General features: G+C 34.2%; 9 protein-coding genes and 1 other RNA gene. 6 read left to right on the forward strand and 4 right to left on the reverse strand.

Features of this window, described 5'->3' with window-relative positions; genetic code table 11:
- Positions 1 to 35 precede the first annotated feature (35 nt).
- The 4 genes from ACQKCJ_RS16320 to ACQKCJ_RS16335 all read left to right on the forward strand — a co-directional run bounded on the left by ACQKCJ_RS16320 (position 36) and on the right by ACQKCJ_RS16335 (position 7,120).
- Complete coding sequence (locus ACQKCJ_RS16320; protein ID WP_427402467.1) at positions 36 to 1,238, forward strand: serine hydrolase domain-containing protein; 1,203 nt, start codon at positions 36 to 38, stop codon at positions 1,236 to 1,238.
- Between the two features lie 67 nt (positions 1,239 to 1,305).
- Positions 1,306 to 1,702, forward strand: a transfer-messenger RNA (tmRNA) gene (ssrA, locus tag ACQKCJ_RS16325).
- A 1,176-nt stretch (positions 1,703 to 2,878) separates the two neighbouring features.
- Entirely contained in the window at positions 2,879 to 4,243 is a 1,365-nt protein-coding gene (locus tag ACQKCJ_RS16330; protein WP_427402430.1) for a rhamnogalacturonan acetylesterase, read from the forward strand.
- A 21-nt stretch (positions 4,244 to 4,264) separates the two neighbouring features.
- The gene (locus tag ACQKCJ_RS16335; protein ID WP_427402431.1) at positions 4,265 to 7,120 is read left to right on the forward strand and encodes a glycoside hydrolase family 2 TIM barrel-domain containing protein; all 2,856 of its coding nucleotides are present in this window, start codon (positions 4,265 to 4,267) and stop codon (positions 7,118 to 7,120) included.
- 190 nt (positions 7,121 to 7,310) lie between these two features.
- Here ACQKCJ_RS16335 and ACQKCJ_RS16340 read toward each other — a convergent pair whose 3' ends face one another.
- The 4 genes from ACQKCJ_RS16340 to ACQKCJ_RS16355 all read right to left on the reverse strand — a co-directional run bounded on the left by ACQKCJ_RS16340 (position 7,311) and on the right by ACQKCJ_RS16355 (position 14,487).
- The gene (locus ACQKCJ_RS16340; protein ID WP_427402432.1) at positions 7,311 to 8,663 is read right to left on the reverse strand and encodes a glycoside hydrolase family 88/105 protein; all 1,353 of its coding nucleotides are present in this window, start codon (positions 8,661 to 8,663) and stop codon (positions 7,311 to 7,313) included.
- Between the two features lie 53 nt (positions 8,664 to 8,716).
- On the reverse strand, positions 8,717 to 9,046 hold the full coding sequence (rhaM, locus tag ACQKCJ_RS16345) for an L-rhamnose mutarotase (RefSeq protein WP_427402433.1): 330 nt from the start codon (positions 9,044 to 9,046) through the stop codon (positions 8,717 to 8,719).
- 283 nt (positions 9,047 to 9,329) lie between these two features.
- Positions 9,330 to 10,340 carry a hypothetical protein gene (locus ACQKCJ_RS16350; protein WP_427402434.1) on the reverse strand — a complete coding sequence of 337 codons (1,011 nt, stop codon included), beginning with the start codon at positions 10,338 to 10,340 and terminating at the stop codon, positions 9,330 to 9,332.
- Positions 10,321 to 14,487, reverse strand: a complete 4,167-nt coding sequence (locus tag ACQKCJ_RS16355; protein WP_427402435.1) for a hypothetical protein — start codon at positions 14,485 to 14,487, stop codon at positions 10,321 to 10,323. Before ACQKCJ_RS16355 ends, ACQKCJ_RS16350 begins: the two co-directional genes overlap by 20 nt.
- Positions 14,488 to 14,998: 511 nt before the next feature.
- On the opposite strand from ACQKCJ_RS16355, the gene ACQKCJ_RS16360 reads away from it, so the two are divergent.
- Together ACQKCJ_RS16360 and ACQKCJ_RS16365 are read left to right on the forward strand one after the other, a co-directional pair.
- A complete protein-coding gene (locus ACQKCJ_RS16360; RefSeq protein ID WP_427402436.1) occupies positions 14,999 to 17,629 on the forward strand; it encodes a hypothetical protein in 2,631 nt (876 codons plus the stop codon).
- A 272-nt stretch (positions 17,630 to 17,901) separates the two neighbouring features.
- Positions 17,902 to 18,840: a hypothetical protein gene (locus tag ACQKCJ_RS16365; protein ID WP_427402437.1), complete on the forward strand. Its 939-nt coding sequence runs from the start codon at positions 17,902 to 17,904 to the stop codon at positions 18,838 to 18,840.
- Positions 18,841 to 18,896 lie beyond the last annotated feature (56 nt).

The following is an 18,896-nucleotide window of genomic DNA, read 5'->3' on the forward strand; positions in this document are numbered from 1 at the left end:
AATATTGAATTCTATATATTTGTTTTTAAAGAATGATGAAAATGAGCTTCCTTAAAAAGACAAATATACCACAAATACTTTTCCTAATTTTAGTTTTAGGGTCATGTGGGAAAGATAAAAACACAACAAATAAAGAAGAGGTTACAATAGAAGACACCTTACCTAAGATGAAGCCTTTAGGTCCTGAAAAACGACTTACGCAAGCTTATATAAATTCAGTAACCGGAAGGATAAATCACTTTTATAATAAAAACTGGCCAAACAATTCTATGAATGGCGGATTTTTGGTAGCCAGAAACGGTCAAATTATTTTTGAAAGATATAATGGTTATGCCAACAAAAATGAAGGAACAACAATTACAGCCAGTACTCCGTTGCATATTGCATCAGTAAGTAAAGTTTTAACAGCAACTGCTGTTTTGAAATTGGTAAATGCAGGTAAACTTGATTTGGATCAAAAAGTAAATACGATACTAAAGACTTTTCCGTACCCGGATTGTACAATACGAATGCTGCTTAGCCATCGTAGTGGAATGCGTAATTATGCTTATTTTACAGATCGCGATAAATCAGTTTGGGACAGACATAATCAATTAACGAATAAAGATATTCTTAATATTTTGGCAACTAAAGATATTGGCCTGGAATCAAAAACAGGAACACGTTTTAGTTACTGTAATACGAATTATGCAATGCTTGCTCTTATCATAGAGAAAATAACAGGACTGACTTACAAAGAAGCCATGACTCAAATGGTTTTTAAACCTTTAGGAATGTCCAATACTTTTGTTCTAGATAATGAAAAAGACAGAAAAACAATTGTTCCTTCTTATAAAGGTAATGGTGTAGAAATTGGTTTTGATTATCTGGATTGTGTTTATGGTGATAAAAACATCTATTCTACTCCACGTGATTTACTAAAGTTTGACAGAGCGAGAAATGCTCCGGATTTCCTGAAACCACAACTTTTAAAACAAGTTTATACAGGTTATAGTAATGAGAGAAAAGGTACAAAAAATTACGGTTTAGGAATTAGAATGATCAATTGGGATTCAGGACAGAATTATTACTTTCATAATGGTTGGTGGCACGGAAATACCTCATCATATATTCCGTTACAAAAAGAAAATGTTACCATAATTGCTTTATCAAATAAAATGACGAGAAACACTTATGCGGTTCGTAAACTGGCTCCAATTTTTGGTGATTATCCGTTTAATTTTAAAGATGAAGAATAATATTATTTTTCTGCAAAATTTATTACAAAACTAACTTCAAATAGTATAAATTTGCAAACTCATTTTAGGGGTCGACTGGTTTTGACAGCAAGTCGAATTGGAAAGTAAGCACGTCGAGCATTGAGACCTTGCTCGTAAATATAAGATCTTACAATTTTACACGGCGAAAATAACTACGCTTTAGCTGCATAATCCGAATTATAGTAAGATTAAGCCACGTCCCTATCAGATAGGGAAGCTGGATTCTCCTTGAAAGCCTTGGTTTGTGGCGGTCAGTCCAGGAGAACCGTAAAAATAAACCTAGATTTCCATGAGCTTCGGGTGGAGATCGAAATTAAGAAGATAAGTGTTGAGTGGTTGTTCCTGACCTAGCTCAACAACGAAAATCCAATCAGGAAATAAACGTGTAGAAAGCTCTTTAGTTGCTTGTTTGGACCCGGGTTCGATTCCCGGCGACTCCACTTGACGGGATGATTGAAAAATCATCCCGTTTTTTTCATAAACCAACAACCCTTTTTTTTTCATTTTCAAACAGTTATTTGAAAAAATATCGATCATTGTAGGTGTTCGATATACATTAAAAAGATATTGCAGTGCCTTTTCTTTGTTTTTTCCCTGCGCATAAATAATAGCGAGGTTGTTTTCTAATTTTGCAACTTCCTCAATATTATCGCTGTTTTTATAGATTTCATAGGCTTGCAAATAATATTGCAAAGCAATATTCAAAACATCTTTCGAAGCATACATTTTTTCTGCCGTAATACATACATAAGCCAGATTTTGTTTTGGTTCCTTTATTTTTTTTGCCTCAGCTTCAGCTAATTCTATGTATTTTATAGCTCGATCCCAATCTGAATTTTGAAATTCCAACGCAATTTTTCGGCACATTGCTAACTTTTTCCTGATGATCATTAATACCATTTAAACGATCAATCAATTCCTCTGTCAAAGATTGAGAATAAATATTAAAAGAAAGAATGAGAAAAATAATCTTGTCATCATATTTAAAATTCTAAATGAGAATTTTAAATATTAATAATAATAATAATACAAAATACTAATTATAAAGTAAATATTTTACGATATTTTTTAAATTATTAATTATGATAAAAAAAAGTACTCGTTGAAGAATTCTAAAAAAAAAAAATCTAACGCTTGAAAACTATCAAACGTTAGATTACAAAAAACCACTTTTGTTTTAAACAAACTTATAAAAACTTAAACAACTTATTTTTAAAAGCCTTTTGATATTCAGAAATTTATAATATCATCAGGCAATATAATTCCATTTTAATAATTCGGACAATTTTAATACCGAATCACTCTTTAATAATTTCAGACTATTTCGAATCATTTATTTTTGTAAAATAATCGAATGTAAAAAAGAAAACTGTCCTGTACTATCCTTTATAATTCTCATTATTTCATCAAAAGACAAAGATTATTGCAACAAAGCATGTTCAAAAACAAAAATAAACCCCAAAAACACATCATATAAAAATACATTTAACAATTATTAGATCCATAATAAATATTAACCTTAAAAAATAAAAATTACTTTTTTTAACATCATAGTACAGGATACTATATCAAGATTGATGCTTTAGATTTGAAAATAAAATCAATTAAATCTCACTAAATTGGTAAAAATCAGAACATTATTATTTTTTGTGTTTATACCGGCTTTTCTATTTGCTGTACATTCAAGTGAGCATTTAAAGCAGCTAAAAAAAGTATTAAAAGTAAATGCAGATGATAGCATTAAAAACACAAAATCAGTACAGTTCCAGTTTGGTTCTTTGCTAAACTCTTCCAAAGGAACGATAATCAAAAATTCTTTGATTTATAATTCAAAACTAGGATATGGTTTTGATTTCAATACTTCTTCGAATGTAAAAATTAATTCAACCTCTTTTTCCATAGCTAGACCAACGTATTTTTCAGTTCAACTTCCTGAAGAAAATTATCAAATTGAGGTGGTTACGGGCAGTGCTGACAAACCATCAAATGTTACTATAAAAGCGGAATCACGAAGATTGATGATCGATCAGCTTTCCGTCAAAAAAGGAAAACCGATTACAACAACTTTCAATGTTAATATCAGAACTCCTAAAATAAATGACAACCTCAACGTCACTCTAAAAGACAGGGAAAAAGATATTTTTGATTGGGATGACAAACTCACTCTTGAATTTTTAGGAGGAGTTGCTGTTCAAAGTATCAAAATCACTCTAAAAAACAACTTAACAGTCGTTTATCTGGCCGGAGATTCAACGGTTACGGATCAGGATGTAGAACCGTGGGCTTCGTGGGGACAATTTATTACGAACTATTTTGATGATAGTGTTGTTGTTGCCAACTTTGCTTATTCTAGCGCTGCTTTAAGTTCGTTTAAAGCGGGTAATCGTTTAAAAAAAATACTGTCGCAAATCAAAAAAGGGGATTATTTGTTTGTGGAATTTGGACATAATGACGAAAAAACAAAAGGTCCAGGAAATGGTCCCTGGGAATCCTACTCGGCTCTATTGACAGAATTTGCGCAATCTGCAAGGGACAAAGGAGCAATTGCTGTTTTGGTAACGCCTACACAACGTCGGGGCTTTAATGAAAATGGTACTTTGAAAGAAACACACGGCGAGTTTCCTGACGCGATGCGGACTTTAGCACAAAAAAATAATATTGCTCTTATCGATATTACAAAAATGACAACGGAATTATATGAAGCCTGGGGCGATGAAACTTCGCGAAAAGCTTTTGTGCAATATCCTGCCCACACTTTTCCGGGACAGGAAAAGGCGCTGGATGACAATACGCATTTTAATAGTTTTGGTGCCAACGAAATTGCACTTTGCGTTCTTAAAGGCATTCGGGAGCTTGACATTCCGCTAAAAAAACAAATCAAAAAAGAAATACAAAAATACAATCCAAAGCAACCCAATTTTATTTCGAGCTGGACACTTCCTATGAGTGACCGTTTTGAAATTAGTAAACCAGATGGCAACTAACCATCAAAGAATTCTATCTCTATGATGCTCAAAAACACAATTCAAAATCTAACTATTGCCGCGTTTACCATTTTTATAATACAAAACGGCACGGCGCAGCAAACGGACAAAATCTATCTTTCAGGAAAAGATTTTGAACATCCTGTACAATGGGATTTTTATTGCACAGGCGTAAATAACAGCAAAATCTGGTCTAAAATAAATGTTCCGTCGCAATGGGAACTCGAAGGTTTTGGCGAATATACGTATGGACGCTGGTACAAAGAACTCAACCAGAAAGAACCAAGCAAGGAAGAGGGTTTGTATAAATATGAATTTGAAGTTCCGGCATCTTATAAAGACAAAGACGTTCTGATTGCTTTTGGCGGTGCGATGACGGATACTGAAGTAAAAATAAACGGAAAACTAGCCGGAACAATTCATCAGGGAGGTTTTTATGAGTTTAAATATGATATTTCGTCTTTATTAAAATTTGGTTCTAAAAATATTCTGGAGGTTCATGTCTGGAAACATTCGGCCAATAAATCTGTAAATGCAGCCGAAAGAAGAGCCGATTGGTGGCTTTTTGGCGGTATTTACCGTCCCGTCTGGTTAGAGGTTTCTCCTAAAACTCATATCCTTAATATTGCTGTAAATCCTAAAATGGACGGTTCAATTACGGTTGATCTGAATCTGAAAAACATTCAAAAAAACACCATTTTAGAAGCTTCTCTTAAAGGTTGGAACGGGGAAAATTTTCAAACTTTTACTTTTCCAATTAAAGCCAAAAGTACCTCAGCAGCTATTGCAGCACAATGGAAAAATATTAAACCGTGGAATCCGGAGACGCCTAATTTATATGAACTGGAATTGGTTTTGAAACAAAACGGAACTGTAATTCATGAATATAATAAGAGAATTGGTTTCAGAACTTTAGAGTTCAAAAAGCAAGATGGAATCTACGTAAATGGTACGAAAATCATAATGAAGGGTATTAACCGCCATTCGTTCTGGCCTGAAGGCGGCAGAAGTACGAGTAAACGTATCAGCGAATTAGATGGTAAATTACTAAAGCATATGAATATGAATGCGGTTCGAGGGCATTATCCTCCGGACGATCACTTTCTGGCAGTTTGTGATTCATTGGGTCTTTTTGTTTTAAATGAATTGGCGGGCTGGCAAAATTCTTATGATACTGAAACGGGAACAAAATTAGTAACAGAAATGGTGACGCGCGATGTTAACCATCCCTCGGTCATTATTTGGGATAATGGTAATGAAGGCGGGTGGAATTATGATGTTGATAAAGTTTTTGAAGCCAATGATCCTCAAAAAAGGATTGTGATTCATCCCTGGGCCGATTTTAATGGATGGGACACGCACCATTATCCTACTTACTTAACGGGAATGCATCGATTTAATGCGGGTGAAAATGTATTTTTTCCAACTGAATTTATGCACGGAACTTATGATAACGGACATGGTGCCGGACTGGAAGATTTCTGGAATCGCTATAAAGAAAGTCCATTGTTTGCCGGAGGTTTTATGTGGGCAATGCTGGACGAAGCTGTAAAGCGCTCTGACTGGACGGGAGCTATAAAATTTGATTCGAAAGGTTCGCTTGCCGCCGATGGAATTCTGGGACCTCATCGCGAGAGAGAAGGAAGTTATTATACCGTAAAAGAAGTTTGGGCGCCCATTCAGTTTGAGCCCAAACAGGTCAATCCTGACTTTGACGGATCGTTTTTAATTGAGAACGATTACCTGTTTAGCAATTTGAATTCCTGTAAAATGGAATTTAAAGTGCTAAAATCGGATAATGATGTGCTTTATACCAATGGCGTTCCTAAAGAAATAAGTTCCGGAAAAATTGAAATTCCGAGTATTGATCCGGGAGAAACACGAAAAATTCAGTTGGCTGTTCCGAATAATTTTGCAGAAGGTGATATTTTGTCGATCTCAGCTTTTGATCAGTTTAATAAAGAAATTTATACCTGGACATGGCCCATTCATAAGGCTAAATTTTATGCTGAGAAGTTTTTAGCGGTTCAAAATACTAAAGCAAAAGCATTGGGAGCAAAAACGGGAAATGAAATTACGCTAAAAGGAAGTGATGTTACATTTACTTTTGATGCTCTAACGGGGGAAATTTCATCTATTAAAAATGCGAAAAATGTAATTCCGCTAACAAATGGCCCACGCCCAATTGGCATGAAAGCGAAGCTGAAAGACATTCAGCTGTCACAAGAAGGTGACAAAGCCATTTGCACAGTCAACTATTCCGGTGGATTGTCCTCTATAAAATGGATTATGGAACCGGACGGAAGATTTAAAATGGAGTTAATTGCCTTAAAAAATGCTTCTGGCGGCGAAGGTTTTGACGGTGCTTTTTTTGAAGATAAAATCAGTTCATTTGGCATCACATTTAGTTTTCCTGAAAAAGAAGTCACAGGCATAAAATGGTTTGGAAGAGGTCCGTATCATGTCTGGAAAAACAGAATCAAAGGAACCACTTATGGTGTTTGGGAGAAAGAGTATAACAATACGATTACAGGCGAAAGTTTCGAAAATTTAATCTATCCTGAATTCAAAGGATATCATGCCAATTTATTGGGCGCAAATTTAAAAGCCGGCGCTTCATCATTCAGGGTTTTCAGCGAATCTGACAATTTATTTCTGAGATTGTTTACACCGGATTTACCTAAAAACAGTTTGGCAGGAAGTTATCCGCAGCCGGCATTTCCGGAAGGCGATATCTCTTTTATGTATGAAATTCCGGCCATGAGAGATTTTAAACCTCTGGAACAGCAAGGACCACAAAGTCAGCCAACGAATATCCGCATCAAAAGCGGTGACGACGGAATTAAAATGAATTTGTGGTTTGATTTTAGAAGTTAAATTCTTGTTTCAGGTTTTCTTTGTTTCAAGGTTGAAATGAGAGTTTAACCGTAAATTTCGCAAAGCTTATATACCATAAACTTTGCGGCGCTGCGTGTTTGTGTGAAATGATAAAAAGTTAACTTATTATATAAATTAACAAAATACCATTTCAACATCTGACTTCTTCCATTTAACTTCTAACTTATTTTTATTTTACCTGATTGTTTTTTCCGGGAATTTTCAATTGTATGGCGCTGTCATTTAGCTCGAACTGACTTTCCTTCAAAAGTAAAATTACTTCGGCACCCGCCAGTAAAACGGGACCATAACCGTGAGCAGCGAAAACGTTGACAGGACGATGGTAATAGAATGCGGGATCAAAAGCCATTCCGGTTCCAACGCAGGTTCCTTCTACCTGGCCTTTATCATTTACTTTTGACGCTACGGCATTCCAGGCCAACAGTACAGCCGGAGCATAGGTCATCTTATCCACATAACCGCGATTGATGGCTCTGGCAACCGAATAGGCATAAATGGCGGTTGCCGAAGTTTCTAAATAAGAATCATTTCGATCTAATAACTGGTGCCAAAAACCGGTCCCGTCCTGATATTGCATCAATCCGGCAATATGCTTTTGCAGTTGGGACAAAACCTGGGGATATCCGGGATGATTTTTAGGTAACACTTCTAACAATTCGACCATGGTCATAAGAGCCCACCCATTTGCCCTTGCCCAATGAAACTGTGGATGAACCTGCATAGACTCGACCCAGCCGTGCATATAAATTCCTTTCTGACTGTTGAACATTCGCTCAGAAAACTGATTGACTTGTTTAACAGCATCGTCAAAGTATTTTACATCTCCGGTATAACTTCCCATTTGTGCCAATGCCGGAACACTCATAAACATATCATCTAACCAAAGCGTATTGTCCTGAGGTCTGTTTCTTGCTAATGTTCGGTCTTTTAGCCTAAATTGTTTATTACTGATAAAGTCAATATAATTGTTGACCAAAGGATCAATATTGGCTTTTAATCCTTCTTTTTTGGCCTTAATAAATGCAGCACAAAGAGCACCTGCAAAATCTAGTGCTTCCGGATGAAGCGTTTTAACCATATCGACATCTTTGATATTTTTCTCCTTATAATTGGCAGCGATATCTGTTATTAATTGTATTCTTTTATTGGAATAATCAGCAAAATACTTTTCGCCTGTAGCGTTTGCCGCTAAAAGCATTCCGGCATAGGTTACTCCCCATTCGTAACTTGTTAGTCTAAAAGCACCGGGTTCGAAAATAATATCCTGATTGCTTTTTTTATAATCCGTAATTACCGCTTTAGTATTTGCATCTACAATCTTAGAAGCTGAATTTTTATCTAAAAAATTATAAACTCTGTCTAATACTGCTTTTATATTTTCCTTTTGAGGGATCACATAGGGCGTTGGATAATCCGGCTGTGTTAGATGCAGTGGCGCTGTGGCATCTGTTTTCTGGGCATTAACCATAGTACATAATCCTAAGGCAAATACTATTATAATTCTGGTTGGTTTATAGTTCATGGTTAGTTTGTTAGTTTAGCAAAATACAAATTGATTCTTAAAATATTTTATCCTTAATCTAAATGAAAAACTTCTTTTAATGAAGTGGCCGCTGGCGAATTATCAGGATTTGTTTCCATGATATCGCTCATATACGCCCACCACTTTTTGACAATGGGATGATTTGGCAGTAAATTTTCATCAAAATCCGCACTTATTTTTTGAACGGCGAAAAGTATCAGTGTTTCTTCGTCCAGAAAAATACTGTAATCCTGTATTCCTGTGTCTGAAAGCAAGGTGACAAGTTCCGGCCAGATTTCGTCGTGCCGTTTTTTATATTCTGCCTCGAAACCCGGTTTAAGCTTCATTTTGAAAGCATTTCGAAGGATTGTATTATTTTGCATCTTTTAATGTTTTTAGATTGACTTTAATCATTACTATGCAACATGTTAAACTTAACAAATTAATTCATCTTAAAGTTTAAATTTAAAATACTAATCCTGTATTTGTATCCTGTGCTTCCCTGTTTAAATAATCTACGAGAGCAAAAAAAGTATTAACTCATATTTTGCTTTACGCTAAAATAGGATATTCTTTTAAACAAAAAAACTACCTGTTTTAGAGGTAGTTTTAACTTATAAAAATTGTAAAGCATATTAACATTACATTTATTCAGTTAATGTTTTATTATTTTATCAACTCTGATATTCTCTCATTAGCTGATTGATCATCAATTCTATAAATTTTACAATCTGTAATTTCGTGATTCTTATTTAAAATAAATATAGCACTTATTTGGTCTGCTCTGTTTAAATTACAAATCAACAGTATATTACTTTTATTTGAAACTTTTCCTAAAACATTCAAACTTTTATCTTTCTCATTATATCGTTTGATCGAGTCGTAAAATAATTTGTACACCTCTTTAGAATGACTTTTGGAAAACAAAATGTTTTTAATATCCTTTTCATCTATATATGTGGTATTTGAAGAAGTAAAATCATCTGATTCTAAGTATGACTTGAGATTAACATTATCACTCACTAAAGCTGTTTTTCTTATAATATATTCAAGTCTGTCCGGAGCAACCATTTTTTCTTCATCAGGAGGAGTAAACTGATCAATAATTTCAAACTTGCCTTTATCATTAACCTTATAATCTACATAAGCATGAAAAGGTTTGCCGGATTCTATTTGACAATGAATAATACCTTTTTTATTAATGTAAACGCTGGATGTACATTGACAGATTTGTTGATTGAATTTTGATAAGTCTAAAAAATCTACTAGTTCATCTTTCGAATTGTAATTTAATAAAGTGTAAACTGATTCCAAAGTGGAAATTATTACGGTATTATAATTGGAATTTAAGTTGACTCTTCTTTTAATTCTAATCCACTCAAAAGATTTCTCATCATTATACTTCAATTTTTTAAATTGTTGTAAATCTTGACTTTCTAAAACCATCTTATCAAATAATAATGATTTATATCGAAATTTATTTTTGCCTAAATTAATATCCTCCCCAAGATCATCACCTTCATAATCAAGCCGTAATGTATCATGAAATTTTATTAATTCGATATCATTAATGCTAAGTACATTACTTTTAGATTCTTTTTTTATAGATTCTTTTTTACACCCAAGCAGAATAAATAATGTGCAAATAATTGTTATTCTATAAATAATACCATTCATAATAATTAAATTTAATTTTATCTTTTTTAAGTTGTTCCCATAACCAAAGATTGGACTCTCCTTTTAATATGGAATTATTTGAATAATTTTTACCTCCATTGTATCCGCCCTTATTCCCTTTTTCTTTTCTTATCTTAAAACTCTGTATTTTTCCATATGGATCATCAACGATTATTCCAATGTCATTTACATCTACTACCCTGACAATATGTCCCAACAAAGACATACAAACACCATAACCTTTATTTAATTTATCTTCTAACATTTTTTTATGAGTCTTTTTATCATAGATCCCTCCAACACCTATAAACCCACCTTTAATTCCTAGTTCATTCGCTATTTTTACCCTGGTATTAGCTTCATATCTACTATCGTCTCCTTGTTTTAGAATGTCTCTAATCATAGTCATCATAAAATCTTCCATCTTCATATTAGGATCTGGAGCAGGGTTCATCTGACCTAAATATTGTAATGCAATCGATTCACTAGTTACATTACACATTGTATCGGCTAGTTTCTTATATTTTGCATCTCTTTGGCTATTATACTCTGCAAAATACTGCAAAATACGGTAAGCTTTTATTTTCTCTTCATTAGTTTGCAACTTGTCAATAAGCTTTCTAATTTCTTTTATTTGTCTAGCGCTAAAATAACAGAAGGTTAACGAGGTGTCCAAATTAAAAATTTCTTTTGGATTGCTCATTATTAAACTATAAGATTTATTCATTAAGACAGTATTTTTTGAATATTGTCCTTCTATTTCATTTTCTTCTAACGCTTCTCTAACTTCCCAGACATAAGTCTTTCCACCATCTTTACCTACTGACTTCCCATTTTCATCAATTTCATCAGCTTCTCTCAAGAAAGGTTTGTTAGCTCTATAAGCAGCTTTTGGATCACCATATACGACTTCATTATCTAAATGTCCTATTCCTGCAGCAGTGGGATAATTTACAGATAAATAAATATCTGTTGCGGTCTTTAATTCATTTTTACTCTTTAATAAAAACCATTTCTCAACATAATCTAACTGCTCTTCAGCTGTCATATTAAATAGTACAGAACGCTTTACTTTTAAATCTTTTGAAGCATCTATCCCAAATTGTATTAATCCTACGAATCCAGCTTTTTTATTATCGTCCATAATTTTCCCGAAAGTACCTGCTTTTGGAGAAAAAGATAAATTAGTTTCAAAAGCTATAATATTCATTAATACATTTGGAGAAAATGGAATTCCTTTTTGTTTTTCTATATTTTTACAAATTTGTACTACTTTTACTCTAAATTCCTTACTTACTTTAGATCCCCAAATCAATTGTGGATCATTTTCATCAAGTATTTCTTCATTATCTTTATTCGTACCAACACCCATAACCATAGTCAACAATTTATCTGTCAAATGCTTCGTAGAATATCCTTCAATACCAACATAGTACTTTATTTTTGTCCCCTTTTTCAATTTCTTATTAAGGTTTTTCAAAATAAAACTGGTTATTGCGACTCCTTCAGAATTTATTATTACTGCGTTGCTATAAGTTGGTTTCTCTCCCACTTTATGGGCTGTCAACACAATTTCTTTTCCAACCATATTTTGCGTTTTAGCTACAATAGTTACAACTGCTCCATTTTCGCCAAACGGAATTTCATCTTGTGTTGTTACTCTATTGCTATCATACATAAAATAGGCATCAAGGATTTTTGCATATGTTGTAACGGACAAAAGGGTATCAGATTCATAATTAGCCGGGACCTTAAATGGACATGGTTTCCCGTTCTGGATTCCTAATAATTTAAATCCAATTTTGGCAATTTTACCGTTTTCAAATCCGATGAGTTTCCTGAAATCAGAATCAAATTTTATTTCTTTAAAAATAACCCCTTCTCCATTGGTCTTTACATCTAAATAATGTTTTGTTTTTTTGTTATTGAGATAAAAATATATTCTGACAGTTTGATTACTGTAATACGGAATTGCAGCTTTGATCCAATTACTTTCACCTGAAAAACCTGAGGTTATTTTTTTGCTTCCACCGCTCCATGCCCAATAAGCTGCTGTAACTTGTGGCTGTTTTACTTCTATTTTAAAAATAGAATTCGATTTACTGCCTTTCTGAATGTCACTATAAGCTTCTACTGTATAATTTCCCACTTTTTGAGGAATCGGAACATCGTAGAAACCCCATTGGTGAAAATATTCTTTTTTAGGATTTTTATCTTTATTCATTATTGCTGTACCTGGTGACAAGTAGGGTTTATTATTAGCATCATAAATCATCCATTTTACATCTTCTTTTTCTTCATCTGTAGGAGGATTTATTTTAAACGTTTTGGCTTCTAAAGTCAACTTTCTATTTGGATCACCTAATAAAAACACACCTGTAGCTGATGCATCTTTTACGTAACCAATACTCGTCACTTCATTTTTAATTACTGAGATTTTAGATTCTTTACTTAATGCATATTGATCTTTACTGGTTACTTTAATTTTATATTCGCCCAATTCAGGCAAGGCTAGTTTAATGATACCTCCTGCATCTAATTCCAGTTCCTCAGAAATTTCAGTTACTTTATTGGCTGTTTTCTTTTCTAGCTGATAATAAAGTTTTAACGGATTTAATGTTTTTACTTTGGTATTTTTCAGGTTTACTTTAAACAATTGCTCTTTTACAGAAGCTCTTGTGAAACTGTCTTTAAATGGAGATTTAATCTCAATTTGCTGGGCAACTATTTCTAATTCTATAAAAGTAGATGTTCCGGCATTTTTGCTGCCTTTTATTGTAGGTTTGTAACCATAGGCATCAATTCTGTAAACGCCGGCTGTATCGAAATTATAACTAAATGAAGTTCCCTCATTTACAAAAACAATTCCTTCATCTTTTTTGTTTTGAACATTACGAACAATCCAATTGATATCTTCTTTTTTATACAGGTTTTGGTTTATAAATTTTTCATCAAGGAAAAATTCCAGGCTTTCTCCAATAATAAATGACTTTGCCGTTGTGTTTTTAATTTTTACCGCACCTTTATCTACTGCACTTCCACGAATTTCTTCGTTGTTTATTTCTCTTAGGAATACATAAACGTCTTCTCTTCCTATTGAAGCATATAATTGGTCAGCACTTAAATTAGGATATATCTTTGTTTTGGTAGTTATTGTGATCGTATTGGGTAATGCACTCAATCCTTCTACTTCTTTCAGCAGTAAAAACAGTTCGTCGTATTGTTCAAAAAGGTTTGCAATATTAGTTTTATCATCGCCTAATTGTTTTTTGATTGTTTCCCAACGCGTTTTATTTTTCACAGAAATTGTTCCGTTCAGTATGTTAGCATCAATTGCTTCAATCATTTTTTGACGAACGGTTTCCCAGTTAAAGTTTTGACTTTCTACAGTAATTTTAGCAGACTGTTTTAGCTGGTCATACATTTTAGTAAATAGCATGTCATCTGGTTTACCATCAAAATCTTTGGCAGTCGCTCCTTCATCAAAAGCTTTAGCAATGTTTCTCCAATACGCTGTTTCGACAGTATTATTTGCTGCCATTGCAGCTTCTAATCTCTTTTTTATTTCTGCTCTAACAACTTCTGTTTTTGGCTCGTTATTATTTGTCTGAAGTGTTTGAGAAACCGTTAGCGTCTCTTGTGCTGCGACACTTGTATACGTTTGCGTTGTTGTTCCGCTGCTAAAATTGAGCGTATTACTTTCTGCCCCTGATGTTGGAGGCGTAGTGTTGTCTGAAGTTGCAGAGCTTCTTGTTGTTCTGCCAGTGGTATCGATAACGTCTCCTCCGATTAGAGTGCCTGAAGTTGATGTTGTCGGTAAAGAAATAGTAGCTGACGAAACATCCAGATTTGACACTGTTCCTCCGGAAACCAAAGGAGTATTGCCAATCGACAGTGCTGTTTTTTTGATTTCAGCAGTAGTATCGATGGCGCCTCCTTCGGTTGAGGCAATAGTATTGTTGGCAATAGCAGCGGCATTCTGTTTTTTTTGCTCCTGCCATTCCTGTACTATATCTTTTTGCTGGCTCATTTCTTTCGAAACTTTGGCCAGCTCTTTTATGATGGTTTTCGTTAAGTCTTCTGAGGCTTTTATATCAGCACTATTTTGTATGGAAAGATTGAAATTATGGATTGCATTTTTACTCATCTCTTGGTGTTTTTCTGGGTGTAAAAATAGTATCAATGTTTGCAATTTCTAAACTTCAAGACACTTGTATTCAGTAGTTTCAGCAATTTATCGTTTTACTGAAACTACTGAATTTACAAGGCTTTTTTTAGTTCATTTTGTATTCTTCTGTCCTACTTTTACACCCTCAAAAATTAAATAGTGATATTCCTTTTATCGAACAATAATTCAAAAAGGCTTCTCTTATTTTTCAAAAAAAACAATCATCACACTATATATTAATCACACTAAAACAGCAGCCATTATGGATTATGTATTATCAACAGGCATGTCAAAAATGCCTAAAATACCCGACAAGAGTAATTCACAACTTTTCTTAATCACATATTTAGAAAAAAGATTCCAGACAGGAAATTTAACCCTACCCTAAATTGAAAAGGAACACAACTACAAGATCTGTTGTTCGTCTCCATACTGAAGAAGATTCAACTTATCAAAATCAAATAATTACATCATTTAAAAGAAAAAAAATATGGCTTTACAAACATTAAATACCATAAAACAATGGTTTAAAACGGGTTTAAAACCAACACAAACTCAATTTTGGGATACCTGGGATTCCTTTCGACATAAATTTGATAAAATCCCTGTAAAAGAGGTCGAGGGATTGGACGAATTACTCCTTTCAAAAGCTGACAAAACCGCTCTGGACAGCCACATCGCCGATAAAAATGCTCATGCACCACAAGTAAATACGGATTGGAATAGTGAGTCCGGTTTTAGTCAATTACTTAACAAACCTGAATTTAAAACTATCAATGGAGAGCCATTGACAGGTGGTGGAAATATAATTATTGAAGCAGGCGGATCCCAGAATTTACAAACAACTTTAGCCAATGGTAATGAAACCACAAACAGCATAATATTTAACGATGACTATTATAATTGGCTAAAAACAAGCATAGATTCGAGATCTATACGTTTAACGGATAGTAATTCAGATATGTTAGTAGCTATTGATTCTGCTGGTGTTGTTACACGAGATGATAGTCAACATGTTTCGCTAAATCCTCAAGGGATATTTTTTAATCGGGATACTGCTGATACTGCTGAATCGTATTTACGAATTAATGAATCTTCTACAGGCGTTAGCACAGTAAATTTACCTGTAACTAAAGGTAAGGAAATAACATTAGCTGCTACAGATGATTTTAAAACAATCAACGGAGAATCTATTGTTGGAGAAGGTAATTTAGACATTGAACCTCGAGGTCTAAAGTCCGTTTTAGATGCAGATCCGACTGCTTCTTATGGCCAAAGTAAAGCAACTGTTATGGGCGATTACGGCAATTCGAAATATAATGAGCTTATCGTTTCTGATGAAACCGAAAAAACAGGGATCTATCAGTTAAAAAATCAATTATCATTTGACCATACTGTGTTAGATTCTAATGACATAGGGAATATAACGCTTTCAGAAGGCAATGTTATATTAACCAGGGATAAATCTAATAATCAGACGGTTGTCGATATATCTGATCCTGTCGCTAATACGCAATTAAGGTTTCCGGCAAAATCAGAAGAAGGTAAAACATACACGATAGCTACTACAGAAGATTTTAAAACCATTAATGGAGAATCTATTGTAGGTTCAGGTGATATCCTTATCAGTGGAGGTGCCGGAGACATCCCTACTCTGCAAGAAGTATTAGATAAAGACAGAAATGCGACAAATGCAAGTATAAATCTCTTATCAGAGGACGAAGAATCGCAAACAACGGTACATGAGGGTGGTCTAAATATTTCGGCCAAAGCAGAAACCGGTTTTCTTATTACCGATATTAATAAACTGGGAGTTTCAGTAAGTAAAGACGAAGAAACTACTTTCGTAAATGTATTAGCTGATGAACTATCATTAAATAAAAATCTATCAGGAAATCCGGTTAAGCAAGGCATTGTATTAAATGAGGAGAGTTCCGGAGCTTCTACAATCAAGCTGCCTCTGACTTCAGATGGTAATGTAAAAACTTTGGCAACAACAGAAGATTTTAAAACCATTAATGGGGAATCTATTGTTGGAGAGGGAGATATTGTTATTAGTGGTACAACTTTATGGAAAGCTGGCACAGTTAGTACTTCCATAACAACAGTTGATGGTGATAATGAAGCTAGTGGAACAAAATCAATAGCTATAGGCCACCAAACAGCAGCAAGTGGCTATGCTTCGTATGCAGAAGGCTCATTCACTCAATCATCAGGAAATAATAGTCATGCAGAAGGGAACGAGACCACTTCTTCCAGTAGCGCATCACATTCTGAAGGATATCAAACAAGTGCACAAGGCCCATATTCACATGCAGAAGGGCAAGCAACAAAAGCATTTGGGACTGGATCACATTCTGAAGGCTACCAAACAATTGCACAAGGCATATATTCACACGCAGAAGGTAAACAAACAACAGCATTAGGTGATTATTCACATGCAGAAGGTAATCTAACTATAGCTCTAGGAGAAAATTCACATGCTGGAGGTAATGAATCAGAAGCTAATGGTCTATACTCATTTGTTCATGGAAATAACTCATTTGCTAATAACGAAAATACAATAGTATTAGGTGCTAACATAACTGGCATAGAAAGCGATACAACATACGTTGACAAATTAAATATAAAATCTGTACCAGCCGGTACATTAGATAGAAGTTTAGGAATTGATGTAGATGGTAATGTTATTGCGGGAAACGTTGGAGGTGTTGGGTCTCAAACATTTGACCAAATATTAGATGCAGGTAATACTGCAATAGGTAAAACTATGGTATTAAATTACCCTAACGAAGCTACCAGTACATTGAACGGATTTAATATTTCTGTTGACAATCAAAGAGGCAATTCAGTTACAACGTCTCCTAACATAATTAGTGTAGAAAGTAGAAATCAGAATAAGAGAATTAGCATACTATCTGATCAGATAGAGTTTTATAACTCTCTGAATGAATCTGATAAAGTACGCTTAGCATCCAGGGGTATAGAACCAAACGCTACAGGTACAATTTACTTACCTACATTAAAAACAGGACCAAATAGTAGAACCTTAGCAGCAACAGACGATTTTAAAACTATTAATGGGCAATCTATTCTAGGAGAAGGTAATATATATATATAACAGGAGATCAAGGTCTTGATCAAGTATTATCGAGAGGTAATGTTTCAGAAAAAGTTATTTTTATAACAGATGGAGACTATAAGACTACTCTGGGTAGAGGTGCTATAAAACTTGATGGTCTTTATAACAATGAAGCTTCTACTATTACGCCAAACTCTGTAAATCTTCAAAGACAAGAGGTTAATATAGAGTTAAAAGCGTCTTCCGACATAGCTGGAAGTTATATACAAACTTTACAGTCTAAATCCGGAATAATAGCTACTACAGATGATTTGACGCCTTATGCTTTAGATGCAAACGTTGTACATAAAACAGGTACAGAAGATCTTCATGGAAGAAAACGTTTTTTTTCAGATAACACCGAATCGGGAGGAATAGACATTTATGGATCTGTTTTTAATGGAGGTAAAATGCTTAATATTAGTCCAGGAAGTGGAGCTAACTCTTCAGGTATAGGTATTACTGTAAGTGGAGGAGCTAGAGGAATCGAGGTTGACACAAGTTCAGAAGCAGGAGACGCAATATTTGTACAAGCAAGAAGTGGCAGCGCTGCTTTTGTAGCAAATGGAGGCACAGGATTTTCAGGAAATCTATTTTTAGGAACGAATAATGGATCTACCACGTCTAGTATTGATAAATTAGGAAATGGATTTTTTAATGGTAACGTAGGTATTGGAATATCAAAACCTTTAAGCGTAGGTGGTGGCTCAAAATGGCTTACTATTGATGGCACGACATCATACGGAGGTGGCTTTATTTCTTCTATCAATGGAGTAGGAAAAGGTTTTTACTATTATGATAATGGTTTCGCCAAAGTTCAAGCAGACGGAGGATCAGGTATAAGACTTGTAGTTGGTGGAACTAATGCATTGACAGTTTTACCTAATGGTAATACATTAGTAGGAACAACAACAGACAACGAGGCAAAATTTCAAGTGAATGGAACTATTTCCACAACAGGGATAGTATCAAACTATATTGCTAATAATGCATTAGTAGTATATAATTCAATGACTAACTATACATCTTTAAACACGTTTGGAGATTCTGAAAATGTAGCAGGTAATGTGGGCTTTTATAGTCTTGAATCTTTAAGATACAATAGTACAGACGGAGTTCAGAAAATTACTTATATAAACGGTGCTAACGCAGGTAAACTATATGTAAGGGTTAAAAGCGAAGGTACTTGGTCGGCTTGGGTAGAGAAATAATAATTAAATATAAATAATGAACACAATAAAGCAAGTAGTAGCAAATCTACTAGGAG

This window comes from Flavobacterium sp. NPDC079362 (assembly GCF_050267765.1).
In the GTDB taxonomy this organism is placed as follows: domain Bacteria; phylum Bacteroidota; class Bacteroidia; order Flavobacteriales; family Flavobacteriaceae; genus Flavobacterium; species Flavobacterium azizsancarii.